Below are 19,753 nucleotides of genomic sequence, written 5' to 3' on the forward strand. Positions count from 1 at the left end.
TGCGAGGCTTCTGCCATGTCTGGTTCTGGAACTGCCCTGGTCGGTCGACTTCACGTCGATCTCGGCCGCATGTCCAGCGCCATCTGTCCGGCGACCTGAGCCCATACTGCCGTAGTGCTGTAACGACCCGCCGCTTGTCGGCCCGGATCAGGTCACCGCCGCGCACGCCCACACGAGTCGAGCACGTTCGTGCAGGTCAGCGTAGCTGTGCAGATCGGGAACAGGCCCCCGCCACTCTGCCGAAGGACTGCACCATGGCCTCCGCCCCCACCCCCGACGACGCCGCCGCCGAGCGCCGCCCGGCCGTCACCCGCAAGGTGACCCGCCACCGCGGTGAGGGCCAGTGGGCCATGGGCCACTTCACTCCGCTGAACGCCAATGAGCAGTCCAAGAAGGACGACGACGGTCTCAATGTGCGGACACGCATTGAGACGATCTACGCCCACCGCGGCTTCGACAGCATCGACCCGGCCGACCTCCGCGGCCGGATGCGCTGGTGGGGCCTCTACACCCAGCGCAAGCCCGGCATCGACGGCGGCAAGACCGCGATCCTGGAACCGCACGAGCTGGACGACGAGTACTTCATGCTCCGGATCCGGATCGACGGCGGCCGGCTGACCACCGCCCAGCTGCGCGCCATCGGCGAGGTCTCCGCGACCTACGCCCGCGGCAGCGCCGACATCACCGACCGGCAGAACATCCAGCTGCACTGGATCCGGATCGAGGACGTCCCGGCGATCTGGCAGAAGCTGGAGGCCGTCGGCCTGTCCACCACCGAGGCCTGCGGCGACTGCCCGCGCGTCATCATCGGCTCCCCGGTCGCCGGCATCGCCGAGGACGAGATCATCGACGGCAGCTGGGCGGTCGACGAGATCCACGAGCGCTACATCGGCAACAAGGAGTTCTCCAACCTCCCGCGCAAGTTCAAGACCGCGGTCTCCGGCTCCCCGGTCCAGGACGTGGTGCACGAGATCAACGACATCGCCTTCGTCGGCGTGGTCCACCCCGAGCACGGCCCCGGCTTCGACGTCTGGGTCGGCGGCGGCCTCTCCACCAACCCCCGGCTGGCCGAGCGGCTCGGCGCCTGGGTGCCGCTGGAGCAGGTCCCGGACGTGTGGGCCGGGGTGGTCGGCATCTTCCGCGACTACGGCTACCGCCGGCTGCGCACCCGCGCCCGGCTGAAGTTCCTGATGGCGGACTGGGGACCGGCCAAGTTCCGGCAGGTCCTCGAGGACGACTACCTCAAGACCCCGCTGATCGACGGCCCGGCCCCGGCCGAGCCCAGCACCCGCTGGCGCGACCACGTCGGCGTGCACCCGCAGAAGGACGGCCGCTTCTACGTCGGCTTCTCCCCCAAGGTCGGCCGGGTGGACGGGACCACCCTGGCCGCCATCGCGGACGCCGCCGCCGCCCACGGCTCGGACCGGCTGCGCACCACGGTCGAGCAGAAGATGATCGTCCTGGACGTCGAGGGCGACCGGGTCGACTCGCTGGTCGCGGCGCTGGAGGCGCTGGACCTCCAGGTCCGCCCGTCCTCGTTCCGGCGCGGCACCATCGCCTGCACCGGCATCGAGTACTGCAAGCTCGCCATCGTCGAGACCAAGGGCCGCGGCCAGGACCTGATCGCGGACCTGGAGAAGCGGCTGCCGGACTTCGACCAGCCGATCAGCATCAACATCAACGGCTGCCCCAACGCCTGCGCCCGGGTGCAGACCGGCGACATCGGCCTCAAGGGCCAGCTGGTGCTGAACGCGGACGGCGAGCAGGTGGAGGGCTTCCAGGTGCACCTGGGCGGCACCCTGGGCTTCCAGGCCGGCTTCGGCCGCAAGATCCGCGGCCACAAGGTCACCGCCGACGAGCTGCCGGACTACGTGGAGCGGGTGCTGCGTCGCTTCGACCAGGAGCGCACCGAGGACGAGCCCTTCGCCGAGTGGGCGCTGCGCGCGGACGAGGGGGCCCTCAAGTGAGCGAGCGTGCCGCACCGTTCCACTGCCCGTACTGCGGGGACGAGGATCTGCGCCCCAGCGCCGAAGGCGGGCACGGGAGTTGGGAGTGCGGCTCGTGCCGCCGGGCGTTCCAGCTGAAGTTCCTCGGCCTGCTTTCCGCCAGTACACCGATCTCTGGGGGACCGTCAGATGACCAGCACAGAGACTGAGATACCCACCCGTACTCCCGAGGAGCTGGAAGCCCTCGCCGTCCGGGCGGGCGAGGAGCTGGAGCACGCCTCCGCCCAGGAGGTGATGCGCTGGGCCGCCGAGACCTTCGGCCGCCGCTTCGCCGTCACCTCCTCGATGGAGGACGCCGTGGTCGCGCACCTGGCCTCCACCGCCCTGCCGGGCGTGGACGTGATCTTCCTGGACACCGGCTACCACTTCCCGGAGACCATCGGCACCCGCGACGCGGTGGCCGAGGTCTACCCGGTGAACGTGATCACGCTGACCCCGCGGCAGACCGTGGCCGAGCAGGACGCCGAGTACGGGCCCCGGCTGCACGATCGGGACCCCGACCTCTGCTGCGCGCTGCGCAAGGTGGAGCCGCTGAACCGCGGCCTGGCCGGCTACGACGCCTGGGCCACCGGGCTGCGCCGGGACGAGTCGCCGACCCGGGCGAACACCCCGGTGGTGTCGTACGACCCGAAGCGGCAGAAGGTCAAGATCGCCCCGATCGCCCGCTGGACCCAGGCGGACGTGGACGCGTACGTGGCCGAGCACGGGATCCTGCTGAACCTGCTGCTCAGCGACGGCTACGCGTCCATCGGCTGCGCCCCCGAGTCCTGCACCCGGCGGATCCTGGCCGGCGAGGACCCGCGTTCGGGCCGCTGGTCCAACGCCGGCAAGACCGAGTGCGGCATCCACCTCTAGCACCGCCCCCGCCCCCTGCCAACGCCCCGTCAACCACCCCACTGGAGCAGACCTTGACCACCACAGTCGACGCAGCGCCCGCCACGGCGGCCGCCGTGGCAGAGTGCGGCGCCACCGTGTGGCTGACCGGCCTGCCCAGCGCCGGGAAGACCACCATCGCCCTGGCCCTGGCCGAGCGGCTGCGGGCCGAGGGCCACCGGGTGGAGATCCTGGACGGCGACGAGATCCGCACCTTCCTCTCCGCCGGGCTCGGCTTCACCCCCGAGGACCGGGACACCAACATCCAGCGGATCGGCTTCGTCGCCGAGCTGCTGGCCTCCAACGGCGTCACGGTGCTCGCGCCGGTGATCGCCCCCTACGCCGCCTCCCGCGCCGCCGTCGCCGCCCGCCACGCCGCGCAGGGGACGCCGTACCTGGAGGTGCACGTCGCCACCCCGGTCGAGGTCTGCTCGGACCGGGACGTGAAGGGCCTCTACGCCAAGCAGGCGGCCGGCGAGATCTCCGGCCTCACCGGGGTGGACGACCCCTACGAGGCCCCCACCGCCCCGGACCTGCGCATCGAGGCGCACACCCAGTCGGTGGCCGACTCGGCCGCCGCCCTGCACGCACTGCTCACCGAGAGGGGACTGGCGTGACCACCGCGACCGACATCCTGACCGCCCACGAGTACGGCAACCCTTATGTGCTGTCGCACCTGGACGCGCTGGAGTCCGAGGCCGTCCACATCTTCCGCGAGGTGGCCGGGGAGTTCGAGCGCCCGGTGATCCTCTTCTCGGGCGGCAAGGACTCCATCGTCATGCTGCACCTGGCGCTCAAGGCCTTCTGGCCGGCCCCGGTGCCGTTCTCGCTGCTGCACGTCGACACCGGCCACAACTTCCCCGAGGTGCTGGCCTACCGCGACCGCACCGTGGCCGAGCACGGGCTGCGGCTGCATGTCGCCAAGGTCCAGGACTTCATCGACGACGGCCGGCTGCGCGAGCGCCCGGACGGGCTGCGCAACCCGCTGCAGACCGTCCCGCTGCTGGACGGCATCGAGTCCAACCGCTTCGACGCGGTCTTCGGCGGCGGCCGCAGGGACGAGGAGAAGGCCCGCGCCAAGGAGCGGGTGTTCTCGCTGCGCGACGAGTTCGGCGCCTGGGACCCGCGCCGCCAGCGTCCCGAGCTGTGGTCGCTCTACAACGGCCGGCACTCCCCCGGCGAGCACGTCCGGGTCTTCCCGCTGTCCAACTGGACCGAGCTGGACGTCTGGCAGTACATCGAGCGGGAGAAGATCGAGCTGCCGGAGATCTACTACGCGCACGAGCGCGAGGTCTTCAAGCGCGACGGCATGTGGCTGACCGCCGGCGGCTGGGGCGGCCCCAAGGAGGGCGAGACGGTCGAGCTCCGCCAGGTCCGCTACCGCACCGTCGGCGACATGTCCTGCACCGGCGCGGTCGACTCGGCCGCGGCCACCGTCGCCGACGTGGTCACCGAGGTGGCCGCCAGCCGACTGACCGAACGCGGGGCCACCCGGGCCGACGACAAGGTGTCGGAAGCCGCCATGGAAGACCGCAAGCGCGAAGGGTACTTCTAGACATGTCGACCGAACTGCACCACGCCTCTCCCCCGTTGGAGACCGGGTCGGCCACCGCCCTGCTGCGCTTCGCCACGGCCGGCTCCGTCGATGACGGCAAGTCAACCCTGGTGGGACGGCTGCTCCATGACTCCAAGTCCATTCTGACCGACCAGCTGGAGGCGGTCACCGACGCCTCCAACAAGCGCGGCCAGGAGGCCCCCGACCTGGCGCTGCTCACCGACGGCCTGCGGGCCGAGCGGGAGCAGGGCATCACCATCGACGTGGCCTACCGCTACTTCGCCACCGCCCGCCGCCGGTTCATCCTGGCGGACACCCCGGGGCACGTGCAGTACACCCGGAACATGGTGACCGGGGCGTCCACCGCCGAGCTGGCCGTGGTCCTGGTCGACGCCCGCAACGGCGTGGTCCAGCAGACCCGCAGGCACGCCGCCGTCGCGGCGCTGCTGCGGGTCCCGCACGTGGTCCTGGCGGTCAACAAGATGGACCTGGTCGACTACGCGGAGCCGGTGTTCGCGGCCATCGCCGAGGAGTTCAACGGCTACGCGGCCTCGCTCGGCATCCCGGACGTGACCGCCATCCCGATCTCGGCGCTGGCCGGGGACAACGTGGTCGAGCCGTCCGCGCACATGGACTGGTACGGCGGCCCGACCCTGCTGGAGCACCTGGAGACGGTCCCGGTCGGCACCGACCGCTCGGCCGAGCCGGCCCGCTTCCCGGTCCAGTACGTGATCCGCCCGCAGAGCGGGGAGCACCTGGACTACCGCGGCTACGCCGGGCAGCTGGCCTCCGGGGTGCTCCGCAAGGGCGACGCGGTCACCGTGCTGCCGTCCGGGCTGACCACCACCGTGGCCGGGATCGACGTCCTCGGCAAGCAGACCGACCTCGCCTGGGCCCCCCAGTCGATCACGGTCCGGCTGACCGACGACCTCGACGTCTCCCGCGGCGACCTGATCGCCTCCGGCACCCCGCCGGAGCCGACCAAGGACGTGCTGGCGACGGTGTCGCACCTGCACGAGCGCCCGCTCAGGGTCGGCGACAAGGTGCTGCTCAAGCACACCACCAGGACCGTGCGGGCGATCGTCAAGGAGATCCCCTACCGGATCGACATCGACAGCCTGGACCGGGTGCCCGAGCCGGGCAGCCTGCAGGTCAACGACATCGGCCAGGTGGTGCTGCGCACCGCCGAGCCGCTGGCGCTCGACCCGTACGCGGTCAGCCGCTTCACCGGTTCGTTCCTGCTGATCGACCAGGCGGACGGCACCACCCTCACGGCCGGCATGGCCGGCGAGGCGTTCTAGCACCACTGCGACAGCAACGACGAAGGGTTCTCACGATGGGCGGCGAGGCGTTCTCCCGCATGGCGAAGGAAGGCGGCCGGGTCGGCAGCGGCGCGCTCGGCGCGGGCCAGGGCGGGATCGGCCGCTGTCGTCCCGCGGGGTGTTGACCGGAATCCCAGCGATTCCGGTCGCCGGGTCGGCACCGCGGTCTGACACACCGCCCCGCCCGGTCTCCCCGGCCCCCGCGTCCCGATGACGCGACGGCCCAGCGCCACCGCCACACCTTCCCGCCCGACCCATCGTGAGGACACCTCCATGTCTGCCCTGCCCCTGAAGCCGACCCGCGCCCGCGCCAGACGTGCCGCCCTCGTCGCCACCGCCGGCCTTGCCGCCGTCAGCCTGCTCAGCGCGTGCAGCTACGGCTCCAAGTCCACCGCCACGGCCGCGGCCCCCTCCTCCTCTGCTGCCGCCGGTTCCTCCGCCGCCAAGCTCTCCGCGGACACGGTGCACATCGGCTACTTCGCCAACCTGACCCACGCGACGCCGCTGATCGGCATCCAGAACGGCCAGTTCCAGAAGGACCTGGGCGCGACCCAGATCAAGACCCAGATCTTCAACGCGGGCCCCTCCGAGATCGAGGCGCTGAACTCCGGCGCGATCGACATCGCCTGGATCGGCCCCTCCCCCGCGATCAACGGCTACGTCAAGTCCAAGGGCGCCGCGCTGAAGATCATCTCGGGTGCCACCTCCGGCGGCGCCGAACTGGTCGTCAACCCGGCGAAGATCAAGACCGAGGCCGACCTCAAGGGCAAGAAGATCGCCACCCCGCAGCTGGGCAACACCCAGGACGTGGCGCTGCTGAACTACCTCTCCACCAAGGGCTTCAAGGAGGACCCGAAGAGCGGCAAGGGCGACGTCTCGGTGATCCGCACCGACAACTCGATCACCCCGACCGCGTACTCGGCCGGCTCCATCGACGGGGCCTGGGTGCCCGAGCCGACCGCCTCCAAGCTGGTCGCCCTCGGCGCGAAGATCCTGATCGACGAGAAGACGCTGTGGCCGGAGGGCAAGTTCGTCTCCACCAACGTGATCGTGTCGCAGACCTTCCTCAAGGCGCACCCGGACGTGGTCGAGGCCGTGCTCAAGGCGTCCGTGGACACCAACGCCTGGATCGCGGCGAACCCGGCCGAGGCCAAGAAGGACGCCAACGACGCGCTGACGGTGCTGACCAAGAAGGCCCTGTCCGACAAGGTCCTCGACGCCGCCTGGTCCGAACTGAGCGTCACCAACGACCCGCTGGCGTCCACCCTGAAGACCGAGGCCGACCACTCGGTCACCGCGGGCTTCATCACCACGCCCGACCTGTCCGGGATCTACGACCTGACCCTGCTCAACAAGGTCCTCGCCGCAGCGGGCCAGCCGGCCGTCTCCGCCGCGGGCCTCGGCGCGCAGTAGTCCCCGCCGGTCCCGCCGCACAGCTCCGGAGCCCGTCCCGCGTCCGCGTCGATGCCCAGTCACAACGGACCGGGACGGGCCCCGGCCCCTCTCTTCGCACCACTCACCCGCACCGTTCCAGGAGGTGACCGGATGGCCCCGGTAGTCACCGAACCACTGCCCAGCCCCGAACTCGCCACCGAGCCCCCGGCCGTGACGCTCGACCACGTCAGCAAGTCGTTCGGGCGCGCGGGCGCCGAGCACCCCGTTCTCGACGACATCAGCCTCAGCGTCGCGCCCGGCGAGTTCGTCTGCCTGCTGGGAGCCTCCGGCTGCGGGAAGTCCACCCTGCTCAACCTGGTCGCCGGGCTCGACCGGCCGACCAGCGGCAGCATCGAGGTCCCCGGCGGCCGGACCGCGCTGATGTTCCAGGAGCACGCGCTGTTCCCCTGGCTCACGGCCGGCCAGAACATCGAGCTCGCGCTGCGCCTGCGCGGCCTGCCGCGGGCCGAGCGCCGCGCCGAGGCCGAGCGGCTGCTCGCGCTGGTCCGGCTCAGCGGCTCGCACCGCAAGCGGGTGCACGAGCTGTCCGGCGGCATGCGCCAGCGGGTCGCCCTGGCCCGCGCCCTCGCCCAGGACGCCAAGGTGCTGCTGATGGACGAGCCCTTCGCCGCGCTCGACGCCATCACCCGCGACGTCCTGCACGAGGAACTGACCCGGATCTGGGCCGAGACCAGCGTCTCCGTCCTCTTCGTCACCCACAACGTCCGCGAGGCCGTGCGCCTCGCCCAGCGTGTGGTCCTGCTCTCCTCCCGGCCCGGCCGGATCGCCGCCGAGTGGACCATCGACCTGCCGCAGCCGCGCCGGATCGAGTCCGCCGGGGTGGCCGACCTCTCCGTCGAGATCACCGACCAGCTCCGAGGGGAGATCCGCCGCCATGTCCAGCACTGAACTGACCGCCAAGGCACCGGCCGACCAGGCGCCCGCCGACGAGGCCGCCACCCTCGGCGCGGGGCTCGACGCCCTGGAGGCGCACACCGTCGAACGCACCCCGCTGCGCAGCGTGCTGCTCAACAAGGTGCTGCCGCCGGTGATCGCCATCGCCCTGGTGCTGCTGCTCTGGCAGGGCGCCTACATGGCCCACCTCAAGCGCCCCGACCTGCTGCCCAGTCCGCTGGACGTCTGGGACAGCCTGCACGAGCAGTGGCTGCAGGGCACCATCCTCGGCACCATCTGGACCTCGCTGTCGCGCGGCGCCCTGGGCTTCCTGGCCTCGGTCGTCATCGGCACCCCGGTCGGGCTGCTGGTGGCCAAGGTGAAGCCGGTCCGGGCCGCCATCGGCCCGATCCTGTCCGGGCTGCAGTCGATCCCCTCGGTCGCCTGGGTGCCGGCCGCGGTCATCTGGTTCGGGCTCAGCAACGCCACCATCTACGCCGTGGTCCTGCTCGGCGCCGTGCCCTCGATCGCCAACGGCCTGGTCGCCGGCGTGGACCAGGTCCAGCCGCTCTACCTGCGGGCCGGACGCACGCTCGGCGCGACCGGGCTGCGCGGCGTCTGGTACGTGCTGCTCCCGGCGGCGCTGCCCGGCTACCTGGCCGGGCTCAAGCAGGGCTGGGCCTTCGCCTGGCGCTCGCTGATGGCCGCCGAGCTGATCGCCAGCTCCCCCGCGCTGGGCCTCGGCCTCGGCCAGTCGCTGGAGGACGCCCGGGAGGTCCAGGACATGCCCGGGGTGCTGTCCACCATCCTGCTGATCCTGCTGGTCGGCATCGGCATCGAGCTGCTGGTCTTCGCCCCGCTGGAGCGACGGGTGCTGCGCTCCCGCGGCCTGCTGGTCGCCCGTCGGTGAGGCGTCAACGCTCGGCTCGGCAGCAGCACCGGGTCCCCCCGGGGACCCTGCTGCTGGTCGCCCACGGCAGCCGCGACCCGCGCCACGCCGCCACGGTCACCGACCTGGCGGCGCGGGTGCGGGCGCTGCGGCCCGGGCTGCGGGTCGAGACCGGCTACCTGGACCACTGCACCCCCCGGATCGGCCAGGTGCTGGCCCGGCTGGACGCCGCCGGGGCGGGCGCGCCGGTCGTCGCGCTGCCGCTGCTGCTGAACCGGGCCTTCCACGCCCGCAGCGACATCCCGGCCGTGCTGGCCGAGGCCGCCGCCGCGCACCCGTCGCTGACGGTCCGTCAGGGTCCGGTGCTGGGGCCGTCCCCGCTGCTGCTGGACACGCTGGACCGGCGCCTCGCCGAGGCCGGCGTCCGTCCCTCGCCGCGGACCGGGATCGTGCTCGCCGCGGCCGGCTCCTCCGACCCGGCCGCCAACGCGGTGACCCGCCAGGTCGCCGCCGACTGGCAGCGGCTCCGCGGCTGGGGCGCGGTCGAGGTCGCCCATGCCTCCGCCGCCCCGCCGCGGGTCGCGGACGCCGTCGCCGCGCTGCGGGCCCGCGGCCTGGACGCGCTGGCGGTGGCCCCGTACCTGCTGGCCCCCGGCCTGCTCCCGGACCGCATCGGCGCCGAGGCCCGCGCCGCCGGCGTCACCACCGTCGCGGCGCCGCTCGGCGCCTCCCCGGAACTCGCCCGGCTGCTGCTGCGCCGCCACGACGAGACCCTGCTCCTCCGTGCCGCGGAGCACCCGTCCCTGGCCCTCACCCGCACCGGCTGACGTCAGGGGTTCACAATTACGCGGCCGTGCTCGCGGTCAGCGCCTCGCGGAGCCTGAGGTCCGCCGCGCCGAGGGTCAGTTCGGGCGTCAGCTCCCCGGCCAGCTGCCAGTAGCGGGCCATCACCGGATGGTCCGCCGCGGCCAGGCCGACGCCGAGGGCCCGGCGGAAGTCGGGGCTGTCGCGGCTGCCGGAGGCACGGGCATGGGCGGCGACGTAGCAGTCCAGGGCCTGCGCCAGACCGGGGTCGCGGTCGGCCCGCAGCGCGGCCTCCGCCAGCTGGTACGCCTCGTGCAGGCCGTCGTAGAGCAGGTCGGGGTGGGTCTCGGTGGTGGCGGGCCGGTGCGAGACCAGGCAGTGGTCGGTGGCGTCCGTGACCAGGGCATGCAGCCGGGCGAAGGCCAGCACCTGCCCCGGGGTCGGATCGGCGGGCGGCTGCGGGACGGCCGCCTCGGTGACCGCGGCGCGCAGCCGGGTGGAGAGCCGGACCGGCAGCAGCCGGCGCCAGTAGTGCGCCAGCGCGGACGTACTGGGCGGAACGCTGACCGCCCCGATCAGCTCCAGATGGTCCGCCACCTGCTCCGGGGTGCCGTCCTGGAGCGCCCGCAGCGCGGCCTCCCGCCAGCGCAGGGCCGCGAGTTGGCTGCCGAGGTCGTCCAACCGCCGTGCCACCACAGCCTCCAGGGTGTCCCCGGAGTCGAGGACCCGGGCGATCTCCGGCACCGGGACGCCGAGCGAGCGCAGCGACCGGATCGTCCGCAGCCGGGCCGCCGCCTCGGGGCCGTAGCGGCGGTGGCCGCCACCGCTGCGCGAGGCTTCGGGCAGCAGGCCCCGGTCGGAGTAGAAGCGGACCGTCTTGACCGTGGTCCCGGCCTGCGCGGCGAGCTCGCCGATGCTCAGGGTGCCGATGCTCAAGGCTTGAACCTCCCTCTGGGGGAGCTCCTAGCTTACCGGTGACCGTCCTCGCACCCCCTTGGAGCTGCTGATGTCCGTGTTCATCCTGGTCTCCGGCCCGTTCACCGACGGGAGGATCTGGAACGACGTGGCCGACCGGCTGCGGGAGTCGGGCGCCGAGGCGCATCCGGCAACCCTGAGCCGACAGCCCGGGGTCGATCTGGAGACCCAGGTCGACGACCTGGTCCGGCTGATCGACTCGCTCGATCCGGGCGAGGCACCCGAGGTGGTGCTGGTCGGCCACGACTACGCCATCCACCCGGTGCTGGGCGCGGCCGACCGCCGCGCGGAGCGGGTCGCCCGCATCGTCCACCTGGACGCCGGGCTGCCGCAGCACGGCGACCCGGCACTGGCACTGGTGCCCGATCCGACGGTGCATCAACTCCTGGCCACGGACGGCAACATCGGGACGATCCCGGTGCCGGAGCCGCAGGAGTGGCAGCGGTGGGGCAGCACCGAGGGGCTGTCATCACGGCAGTTGGCGCAGCTCAGCGAGCTGTCCGCGCCGCAGCCGACCCGGACGCTGACGCGGCCGCTGCGCCTGACCGGCGCCGCCTCGGCCGTGCCGACCAGCGGAATCCTGTGCACGGCGGGCGGGTTGACGGTGGAGACGATCGAGGCGCTGGTGCGCAGCGGTCCGCCGCAGTTCCGGAAGCTGGCCGATCCGCGGGTGGGCTTCTTCGAACTGGCCACCGGCCACTGGCCGATGCTCTCCCGCCCGGACGAGCTGGGCGCGCTGCTGCTCCGCGCGGCGGCGGGTGAAGGCCGGCGGCTGGCCGCGCCGGCGGGCGCGGGCGAGTCGCCGTTCTCCCGGCCCTTCCTGCTGGACGTCCCGGAGCCGTCCCGGCCCCGGGTCAGGGACGGGCTGGTGGACCTGCATCTGCCGGAGCCGGCGCCCGATTCGGCGCAAGGCCCTTGGCCCGCTGTGCTGTTGGTGCACGGCGGGCCGCTGCCGTCCGACCTCGTCCCGGCCCCGCGCGACTGGCCGTTCTTCCTCGGCTACGCGCGCCACCTGGCGGCCCGGGGCGTGGTGGGCGCCGTCGTGGAGCACCGTCTGCACGGCCTCGCCGACTACCCGCAGGCCGCGGACGATGTGGCCGAGGCCGTGGAACGGCTGCGGGCCGACCCCCGGGTGGACCCGGAGCGCATCGCCCTGTGGTTCTTCTCCGGCGCGGGACTGCTCACCGCGGACTGGATCGCCTCCCCGCCCGGCTGGCTGCGCTGCCTGGCCCTGAGCTATCCGATCCTGGCCCCGCTGCCGGGCTGGGGCGCGGTCGGCCCCCGGTTCCGCCCGGCCGAGTCGCTCCGCGCGGCCGAAGCGGCCGACGGCGCGCTGCCGCCGCTGGTGCTCACCCGGGCGGGCCTGGAGACTCCGCAGATCGCCGCCACGGTCCAGGAGTTCGTGAGCGCGGCGGAGCAGGCCAAGGCCCGGGTCGAGATCATCGACGTCCCGCACGGCGTCCACGGCTTCGAGACCCAGGAGCCGACCGAGGAGGCCCGCGAGGCCGTCGTCCGGGCCGTGCGCACGGTGCTCGCGCAGCTGACGTCGTGACAGAACGGGGCCGGGCCCCGGCGCACATTCCGCGCCGGGGCCCGGCCCCGTCCCACTAGCTAGTTCACATAGAAGTAGTAGTCGTAGGGCGCCAGGACCACCCCGTCCTTGGTCGTCGCGTAGACCTCGAGGTCGTAGTAGCCGTTCTCGGTCGGGGTCCACCTGACCGTGGCCGTCCCCTTGCCGCCCGCCTTGACCGTGGTCTCAGGACCCGAGTTGAAGGAGTAGGTGTAACTGGCCACGCCCTTCACCTTCGGCGCGAAGGTGAACCGGCTCCGCACACCCACGCCGCCGCTCGACCCGTTCTCCACGTAGACGTTGGAGCTCACCGTGGGTGTGGTGTCGACGGCGCCGGTGCTCCACCACCCCGCGTCGCTGACCCAGCCGTTCTCACTGGTGCCGGTCGCCGTGACGGAGTTGCCGTACAGGCCGTTCAGCCTGAGCGTCACCACGGCGGTGCCGTCCGCCTTCGCCTGGACCGTGACGGTCTGCGGGCTCGGGCCGCCGGTGACCTCCACCGCGTAGCTGAGCACCCGGCTCGCCGCCTGCACCCCGGCGTTGGGGGTGATCGTGAACCGGGTCGGCGTGTCGAACACCGGCGAGGTGACGGCCGGCGTGATCGTCGGCCCGGTCGAGCTGACGTAGAAGCTGTAGCTGGACTGCGCGGACTCGTTGAACGCCCGGTCCAGGCTCTCCACATACAGCGTCATCGGGCCGGAGCCGGTCGGCGGGATCAGGCTCACCGTGGTCGAGCCGCCCACGGTGGTGGCACGGGCGAAGTGGGCGGAGTCGGCGTACGGGTCGACCGGGGTCGGGATCCCGTAGTCGCCGATGGTCGCCGTCACCGGCACCGGGAGCGTGTTGTTCCAGCCGTAGACGAAGCCGCCGACGTCGGCGGCGCCGTTGGCGTCCAGGGTGAACTGCACCGGCGTCCCGCCCTGGTCCCACTGGCCCTGCGGGTAGTTCGGCGAGGTGACCGTCGGCGCCTTCGACGGCGCGGTGTTGTCGACGGCGAAGTAGCACGGGGCCGACCAGGCCGAGGCCGCGCCGCCGCCGTCCACCGTCTGCGCCTGCCAGGCGTAGGTCTGACCGTCCGTCAGGCTCTGCGACGGGACCACGGCCTGCCCCTCGAACCCGGTGCGGACCTGGGTGCGGGAGAGGGTGCTGATCTGCGTCGGGTCGGCGACCGGCCAGACCTGGAACTGCGCGGTGAGCGAGGGGTTGCCGGCGGCGTCGGTGTCCTGGGGGATGCCCTCGACGGAGATGCCCTCACCGCCCCAGAGGTAGGTGGGGGCGTTCACATCGGTCGAGCAGTTCTTGTCGCCGTTGAAGAGCTCGGTGGGCGCCGTCGGCGTACCGGTCGCCGCGAGCGCGGGCGAGGCCGCGGCCAGCGCAAGCCCGAAGGCGGCCACCGAAAGAAGGGCGGCACGCGTACGTGCGCCCGGGGACATGTTCAAGCGAATCCCTCCCGAATGATGCCCGCGCAGGGCGGGCGGCGAAAGGAATCGTAGTGCCAACCGACGCCCACGGCAGTGAATTTGATAAGCATCACCGCAGCTCACGGGCATTTCGCCGACGAGAGAGAAAACCATCTCAATTCCACCGCTGAATTCAGTGGACAGGGATTCCGGTCTCTTACCCGACGCATGCGAAGAGGCCGGGACCGGCCGCACCTCTCGGTGCGGCCGGTCCCGGCCTCTTACTGTTGCTCGACGTCGGTCGACTACCGCCGCGGGGCGGAGTCCGCGTCCTCGGTGAGCTGCTCCGAGGCCGGCACATGACCGGCGACGACCCTGCTGTCACCGTGCCCGGCACCCGCCCGGTCGGCGCGGCCGGGCCACCAGGCGGCGTGCCCGATCAGCGCGGTCAGCGAGGGGGTGAAGAACATCGCCATGACGAAGGCCGCGATCACGATGCCGAAGCTGATCGAGAAGCCCATCTCCGCGAACAGGGTGTTCCCGGCGAGCATCATGCTGGCGAAGGTTCCGGCGAGGATCGCACCGGCCGCCGCCACCGTGGGTCCGGCGTGGCGCAGCGCCTCGGCCGCCGCCTCCCTCGGGTTCCGGCCCTCCCGGGCCTCCTCCCGCAATCGGGCGATCATGAGGATGTTGTAGTCCGTGCCGATGGCGACCACGAACAGGTACATGAACACCGGGAGCATGAACATCAGCCCCGCCTGGTTCTGCAGGTGCTGGAAGATCAGCACGGTCGCGCCGAGGGTGGCCGCGAAGCCGAGCCCGACCGAAGCCATCAGGTACCAGGGGGCGACCACGCTGCGCAGCATCAGGCCGAGGATCAGCATGATCAGCAGCCCGGCGACCGGGAAGACCACCAGGTAGTCGTGGTTGATCGCCTTGTTGATGTCCTTGTAGATCGCGGAGATGCCACCGACCAGCGCCTTGTCCCCGGACGGGACGTTCGCGTGGGCGACGTCGCGGATGCTGTCGACCGTGTTCATGGCCTGCGAGCTCTGCGGGTCGTACTTCAGGATCACCGAGATGTCGGCGGTGTCGCCGCTCTTGTTGAACTCGGCCGGGGCCACCTTGGCGACGCCGGCCACTCCGGAAAGCTTCTGTTCGAAGCCGCTGATCGCGGACTTGTCCAGCGGGACACCGCCGACACTGGTCACGTAGACCTCAGTGGGCTGGGCCGCACCGGCGCTGAACGCCCGGGTCATGGTGTCCTGGACGACCATCGACTCCTTGGTCTTGGGCATGGAGCCCGAGGCGAAGTCGAAGCTGGCCTTGTAGCTGGTGGCGACGAGCGCCAGGGCGACCATGAGCAGCCCGGAGACCAGGGCCACCAGGGCCGGCCGGCGCTGCACGCCGCGTCCGATCTTGGCGAAGGTGGTGCCCTTCGGCTCGGCCTTCCACTTCTTGGACGGCCAGAACAGGACCCGCGGCGGGATCAGCGAGAAGACGGCCGGAACCAGGGTGAGCCCGGCGATCAGGGTGACGCCGACCGAGATGGCCAGCGCCGGGCCCATCTGCTTGAGGAAGGAGACCGAGGAGAGCGAAAGCGCGAGGAAGGCGATGATGACGGCGCCGGCGGCGGAGGCGATGGCCTCGCCGACCCGGCCGACGGCCGTGATCATGGCTTCCTTGTGGTCGTCACCCGCCCGCAGCCGTTCTCGGTAGCGGAACATCAGGAAGAGGATGTAGTCGGTTCCGACGCCGAACAGCACCACGATCAGGATGCCGGAGACCGAGGAGTTGGAGGACAGGCCGAGCAGCTTGGTGATGTCCGCGATCAGGCCGTTGGCGGCCATCGCGACCACACCGATCAGCAGCAGCGGCAGGATCGCCATCAGCGGGGCCCGGAAGATCAGGATCATCGCCAGGATGATGATCACAAAGGTGCCGATGCCGATCAGGCTCTCACCGCGCTTGGACGCGTCCTGCTGGTCCAGCACCTGGGCCGCCGAGCCGCCGAGCTTGGCGTTGATGTCGGTGCCCTTGGTCAGCTGGGTCAGGTCCGCGCGCAGCGCCTTGGCCGCGTCCGCCTGGGAGGGCTGGCCCGCGCTCTTGTCGTCCATCTTGACCAGGCCGAGGCCGTACTTGCCGTCGGTCGAGAACGGCCCGGGGAAGACTCCCTGGACGTCCTTGATGGTCTTGGTGCCCAGCTCTTTGTTGATCTTGGCGATCTGGGCCTTGTCGGCCGCCGTCAGCGTCCCGCCGTCGGTGCGCTGGTAGAGCGCCTCCGCGGCCGGGGTGAAGGCCGCGGGGAAGGCCTTCTGCTGGAGCTGCATCGCCTGGATCGACTCGTAGCTCTTGGGCAGGAAGCTGCTCTCGTCGCTGTTGGACGCGAGCGTCGGCGCCGTCATGGCGATCACCACGGCTGCGACCAGCCAAGCCACGATCGTCCAGATCGGGTGACGCACGACTGTGCGTCCTATCCGGTGAAACATACGAGTGCGCCTCCAAGGCGTGGACCACCCCGCCCTGGCGACGCTGCTCGGGGGGTGCGATCCGATCGGCAGAACTAGCCGGTCGGCAGGTAAGTATCGTGTGCGAGCATCATAGAAAGCGGACTAGCCGGGCGGCAAGTCAGGACTTTGGTCCTGTCCCTGCTGACGGGGCCCTCAGATGACCGTGCCCCTTATCTTCACCCCTCGCCACCGGGCATTTCCTCGTCCCCCGGGTGGAGTCCCCTCCGCCTCAGGGCGGAGAAGACGGCGGCCGGGGTAGGGGAAACCCCCGGGTCCGCCCTGAGGAAAGGTCCAGGGCCGGGTGGCCCGCTGGCCGGATGTCCGCTCTCCCGCCTGCTCCGTAGCGTCATCTGTGTGCTTCACCACACGAAGCCGCCCGTCAGCACCCGAGCAGGCCGACCCCAGGGGGACGAGACATGACACGCCATCAGAAGGATCCACGGCCCCGGCGGCCGAGGCCCGGCCTCGCCGCCGCCATCGGCGGCTGGAGTGCCCGGCACCGGAAGACCGCCGTCTTCGGCTGGCTGCTGTTCGTCGTCCTGGCCACGGTCCTCGGCGGGATGGCCGGCAGCGTCCAGACCACCGACCAGGACGAGGGCATCGGCCAGTCCGGCCGGGCCGAGCAGATGATCCACCAGGCCGGGATCGACTCGCCCGCCACCGAGACCGTGCTGATCCAGGCCAAGGGCTTCACCGCGACCGACCCGCGCTTCCACGCCGCCGTCGACGACACCATCGGCGCGGTCAAGGCCACCGGGGCCGCTTCCGCCATCGCCTCCCCCTACACCGACGGGGCGATCGCGCCGGACCGGCACTCGGCGCTGGTCACCGTCACCATGGCCGGCGACCCGGACACCGCGGGCGACCGGGTCGCCCCGGTGCTGGCCGCGGTCGCCGCCACCCAGGCGAAGCACCAGGAGCTGACGGTCCAGGAGTTCGGCGACGCCAGCGCCGACAAGTGGTTCAACGACTCCTTCACCCATGACTTCAGCCGGGCCGAGTGGACCGCGGTGCCGCTGGCGCTCGGTATCCTGCTGATCGCCTTCGGCGCACTGGTGGCCGCCGTGCTGCCGGTGCTGCTCGCCCTCACCGCGTTCATCGCCGCGGGCGGACTGGTCGCGCTGAGCAGCCACTTCCTGCACACCAGCGACGACGCCTCCTCGGTGATGCTGCTGGTCGGACTGGCCGTCGGCGTCGACTACTGCCTCTTCTACCTGCGCCGCGAACGTGAGGAGCGGGCCAAGGGCCGCTCGCCCGAGGCCGCCCTGGCCATCGCCGCCTCCACCTCGGGACGCGCCGTCCTGGTCTCCGGGCTGACCGTGGTGGTCGCCATGGCGGGGATGTTCCTCACCGGGATCGCCGACTTCAAGGCCATGGGCCTGGCCACCATCCTGGTCGTGATCACCGCCGTGCTCGGCTCGGTCACCGTGCTGCCGGCCCTGCTCTCGATGCTGGGCGACCGGGTCGCCAAGGGACGCGTCCCCTTCCTCGGCCGCCGGATGAACGCGCCGTCCGAGAACGGCAGCCGCTTCTGGCGGGCCGTGCTGGGACGGGTGCTGCGGCGGCCGATGGTCTCGGCCGGGATCGCCACCGCGTTCCTGCTGGCGCTGGCCGCACCGCTGCTCGGCATGCACACCGCGAACCTGACCTTCGCCCAGCAGCTGCCCAAGGGCAACGCCCTGGTCGCCGCCCAGCAGCGGATCGCCGACGCCTTCCCCGGCAACCCCAACCAGGCCACCGTCGTGGTCACCTCGGACCGGATCGGCAGCCCGGCGATGGCGACCGCCCTGGCCGACTTCAAGAAGCAGGCCGTCGCCACCGGACTGCTGCACGAGCCGATCACGGTCACCCCCTACCCGGCCAAGCACATCGAACTGGTCGATGTGCCGATGGCGGGCAGCGGCAACGACACCACCAGCGGCAACGCCCTGAAGGCGCTGCGCGACACGGTCGTCCCGCACACCTTCGGCGCGGTCGACGGCGCTCAGGCCGCGGTCACCGGGCAGACCGCCGGGTCCGAGGACTTCAACGCGCAGATGACCGGCAGCCTGCCGGCGGTGTTCGCCTTCGTGATGGGCTTCGCCTTCCTGCTGATGCTGCTCTCCTTCCGCTCGGTGACAGTGGCTGTCACCGCGCTGGTGCTCAACCTGCTCTCGGTGGCCGCCTCCTACGGGGCGCTGACGCTGGTCTTCCAGCACGGCGTCGGGGCGTCGCTGATCGGCACGGCCGGGGTCGGCGCGATCGAGAGCTGGGTCCCGCTGTTCCTCTTCGTCATCCTGTTCGGACTGAGCATGGACTATCACGTCTTCGTGGTCTCCCGGATCAAGGAGGCGCACGACCGGGGCCTGGCCACCCGGGCGGCCGTGGCCCACGGCATCACCAGCACGGCCGGGGTGGTGACCAGCGCGGCGGCGATCATGGTCGCGGTGTTCGCGGTGTTCGGCACCCTGGACATGGAGTCGATGAAGCAGATGGGCATCGGCCTGGCCGTCGCGGTGCTGATCGACGCCACGGTGATCCGCGCGGTGCTGCTGCCCTCGCTGATGAGCCTGCTCGGCGAGCGCAACTGGTACCTGCCGCGCTGGCTCTCCTGGCTCCCCGACTTCGGCCACGGCGAGACCGCCGCGGAGCTGCCGGAGCCGCGCGGGGCGGAGCAGCCCGCCGACCGGCTGACCGTCTGACCCAGCGACACGGTCAGGACGACCGGGCTGATCCGCTCCGCACGGGGGGAGCGGATCAGCCCGTCGTCGTATCAGCCCGTCGTCGTATCGGCCGTTACCCGCAGCGGCCAGCTGCCGTCCACGACGGCCTGCGGCTCCTTGCCCTTGCGGAGCCACTCCTGCAGGCCGCCGGCCCAGGCCGCGTGCCAGCCGACCTGACGGCGGTGCAGTTCGGCCGGGGCGAGGCCGCCGACCTCGCCCGGGTACTTGCGGGCCAGCGCCAGCCCCACCCGCAGCGCGGCCAGCGCGTCGCTGCCGGCCCGGTGGGCGTCGGCCAGCTCCACCCCGTAGACCGCGCAGGCGCTCTGCAGGGTGCGCGAGCCCTTGCGGTACTTGTCCACCGCGCGGTCCACCGTCAGCGGGTCGAGCACCGGCCCCGGCGGCGCACCGTCCAGGCGCCGGTCCAGCGAGGGCAGGCCGTGCCGGCGCAGCTCGGCACTGAGCAGACTGAGGTCGAAGGCGGCGTTGAAGACCACGACCTGGATCCCGGCGCGCCAGTACTCGCAGAGCGCGGCGGCCACCTCGTCGGCGACCTCGGCGACCGGGCGGCCCTCGGCGACGGCCCGCTCGGTGCTGATCCCGTGGATCGCGGCGGCCTCGGCCGGGATCGGCACGCCCGGGTCGGCGAGCCAGTCCCGCTGCCGGACGACCTCGCCGCCCTTGGCCTCCACCAGCGCGGCGGTGACGATCCGGGACTCCGCCGTCTCGGTCCCGGTCGTCTCCAGGTCGAATCCGACCAGGGTTTCGTGCAGCCAGCTCATGCGCGTGTCGTCCTCTCGTCCGCGTGCTCCACCATCATCC

At 71.9% G+C, this 19,753-nt stretch carries 17 protein-coding genes; 13 read left to right on the forward strand and 4 right to left on the reverse strand.

Features of this window, described 5'->3' with window-relative positions:
• Positions 1-15: 15 nt before the first annotated feature.
• From ACEZDG_RS23785 to ACEZDG_RS23835, 11 genes are all read left to right on the forward strand, one after another.
• A complete protein-coding gene (locus ACEZDG_RS23785; RefSeq protein WP_380513258.1) occupies positions 16-99 on the forward strand; it encodes a putative leader peptide in 84 nt (27 codons plus the stop codon).
• 155 nt (positions 100-254) lie between these two features.
• Positions 255-1,967, forward strand: coding sequence for a nitrite/sulfite reductase (locus ACEZDG_RS23790; protein ID WP_380512881.1), 1,713 nt, complete (start codon positions 255-257; stop codon positions 1,965-1,967).
• Entirely contained in the window at positions 1,964-2,155 is a 192-nt protein-coding gene (locus ACEZDG_RS23795) for a hypothetical protein (RefSeq protein ID WP_380512882.1), read from the forward strand. Before ACEZDG_RS23790 ends, ACEZDG_RS23795 begins: the two co-directional genes overlap by 4 nt.
• Positions 2,136-2,861 carry a phosphoadenylyl-sulfate reductase gene (locus tag ACEZDG_RS23800; RefSeq protein WP_380512884.1) on the forward strand — a complete coding sequence of 242 codons (726 nt, stop codon included), beginning with the start codon at positions 2,136-2,138 and terminating at the stop codon, positions 2,859-2,861. Before ACEZDG_RS23795 ends, ACEZDG_RS23800 begins: the two co-directional genes overlap by 20 nt.
• A gap of 53 nt (positions 2,862-2,914) precedes the next feature.
• Positions 2,915-3,496 carry an adenylyl-sulfate kinase gene (gene cysC / locus ACEZDG_RS23805; RefSeq protein ID WP_380512886.1) on the forward strand — a complete coding sequence of 194 codons (582 nt, stop codon included), beginning with the start codon at positions 2,915-2,917 and terminating at the stop codon, positions 3,494-3,496.
• Entirely contained in the window at positions 3,493-4,434 is a 942-nt protein-coding gene (gene cysD, locus ACEZDG_RS23810) for a sulfate adenylyltransferase subunit CysD (RefSeq protein ID WP_380512887.1), read from the forward strand. Before cysC ends, cysD begins: the two co-directional genes overlap by 4 nt.
• A gap of 2 nt (positions 4,435-4,436) precedes the next feature.
• On the forward strand, positions 4,437-5,735 hold the full coding sequence (locus tag ACEZDG_RS23815; RefSeq protein WP_380512888.1) for a sulfate adenylyltransferase subunit 1: 1,299 nt from the start codon (positions 4,437-4,439) through the stop codon (positions 5,733-5,735).
• Between the two features lie 294 nt (positions 5,736-6,029).
• Positions 6,030-7,169, forward strand: a complete 1,140-nt coding sequence (locus ACEZDG_RS23820; protein ID WP_380512890.1) for an aliphatic sulfonate ABC transporter substrate-binding protein — start codon at positions 6,030-6,032, stop codon at positions 7,167-7,169.
• A 132-nt stretch (positions 7,170-7,301) separates the two neighbouring features.
• Positions 7,302-8,099: an ABC transporter ATP-binding protein gene (locus ACEZDG_RS23825; RefSeq protein ID WP_380512892.1), complete on the forward strand. Its 798-nt coding sequence runs from the start codon at positions 7,302-7,304 to the stop codon at positions 8,097-8,099.
• Entirely contained in the window at positions 8,086-8,994 is a 909-nt protein-coding gene (locus ACEZDG_RS23830; RefSeq protein ID WP_380512893.1) for an ABC transporter permease, read from the forward strand. The genes ACEZDG_RS23825 and ACEZDG_RS23830 overlap by 14 nt, the downstream gene beginning before the upstream one ends.
• The gene (locus ACEZDG_RS23835; RefSeq protein ID WP_380512895.1) at positions 8,991-9,800 is read left to right on the forward strand and encodes a sirohydrochlorin chelatase; all 810 of its coding nucleotides are present in this window, start codon (positions 8,991-8,993) and stop codon (positions 9,798-9,800) included. Before ACEZDG_RS23830 ends, ACEZDG_RS23835 begins: the two co-directional genes overlap by 4 nt.
• 16 nt (positions 9,801-9,816) lie before the next feature.
• Here the strand turns inward: ACEZDG_RS23835 and ACEZDG_RS23840 are convergent, their stop codons facing one another.
• Positions 9,817-10,713 (reverse strand): helix-turn-helix domain-containing protein, encoded by an 897-nt coding sequence (locus tag ACEZDG_RS23840; protein ID WP_380512897.1) that lies wholly within the window; start codon positions 10,711-10,713, stop codon positions 9,817-9,819.
• Positions 10,714-10,783: 70 nt separating this feature from the next.
• On the opposite strand from ACEZDG_RS23840, the gene ACEZDG_RS23845 reads away from it, so the two are divergent.
• Complete coding sequence (locus tag ACEZDG_RS23845) at positions 10,784-12,304, forward strand: alpha/beta hydrolase (protein WP_380512899.1); 1,521 nt, start codon at positions 10,784-10,786, stop codon at positions 12,302-12,304.
• A 59-nt stretch (positions 12,305-12,363) separates the two neighbouring features.
• Here the strand turns inward: ACEZDG_RS23845 and ACEZDG_RS23850 are convergent, their stop codons facing one another.
• On the reverse strand, positions 12,364-13,755 hold the full coding sequence (locus ACEZDG_RS23850; RefSeq protein WP_380512901.1) for a hypothetical protein: 1,392 nt from the start codon (positions 13,753-13,755) through the stop codon (positions 12,364-12,366).
• 272 nt (positions 13,756-14,027) lie between these two features.
• Positions 14,028-16,211 carry an MMPL family transporter gene (locus ACEZDG_RS23855; protein ID WP_380512903.1) on the reverse strand — a complete coding sequence of 728 codons (2,184 nt, stop codon included), beginning with the start codon at positions 16,209-16,211 and terminating at the stop codon, positions 14,028-14,030.
• A 437-nt stretch (positions 16,212-16,648) separates the two neighbouring features.
• Between ACEZDG_RS23855 and ACEZDG_RS23860 the strand changes: the two genes are divergently transcribed.
• Positions 16,649-18,913: an MMPL family transporter gene (locus tag ACEZDG_RS23860; RefSeq protein WP_380512907.1), complete on the forward strand. Its 2,265-nt coding sequence runs from the start codon at positions 16,649-16,651 to the stop codon at positions 18,911-18,913.
• A 71-nt stretch (positions 18,914-18,984) separates the two neighbouring features.
• Here the strand turns inward: ACEZDG_RS23860 and ACEZDG_RS23865 are convergent, their stop codons facing one another.
• Positions 18,985-19,713 carry a 3'-5' exonuclease gene (locus ACEZDG_RS23865; protein ID WP_380512909.1) on the reverse strand — a complete coding sequence of 243 codons (729 nt, stop codon included), beginning with the start codon at positions 19,711-19,713 and terminating at the stop codon, positions 18,985-18,987.
• Positions 19,714-19,753: the final 40 nt, after the last annotated feature.

The organism is Streptacidiphilus alkalitolerans, from assembly GCF_042511045.1.
GTDB lineage: Bacteria > Actinomycetota > Actinomycetes > Streptomycetales > Streptomycetaceae > Streptacidiphilus > Streptacidiphilus alkalitolerans.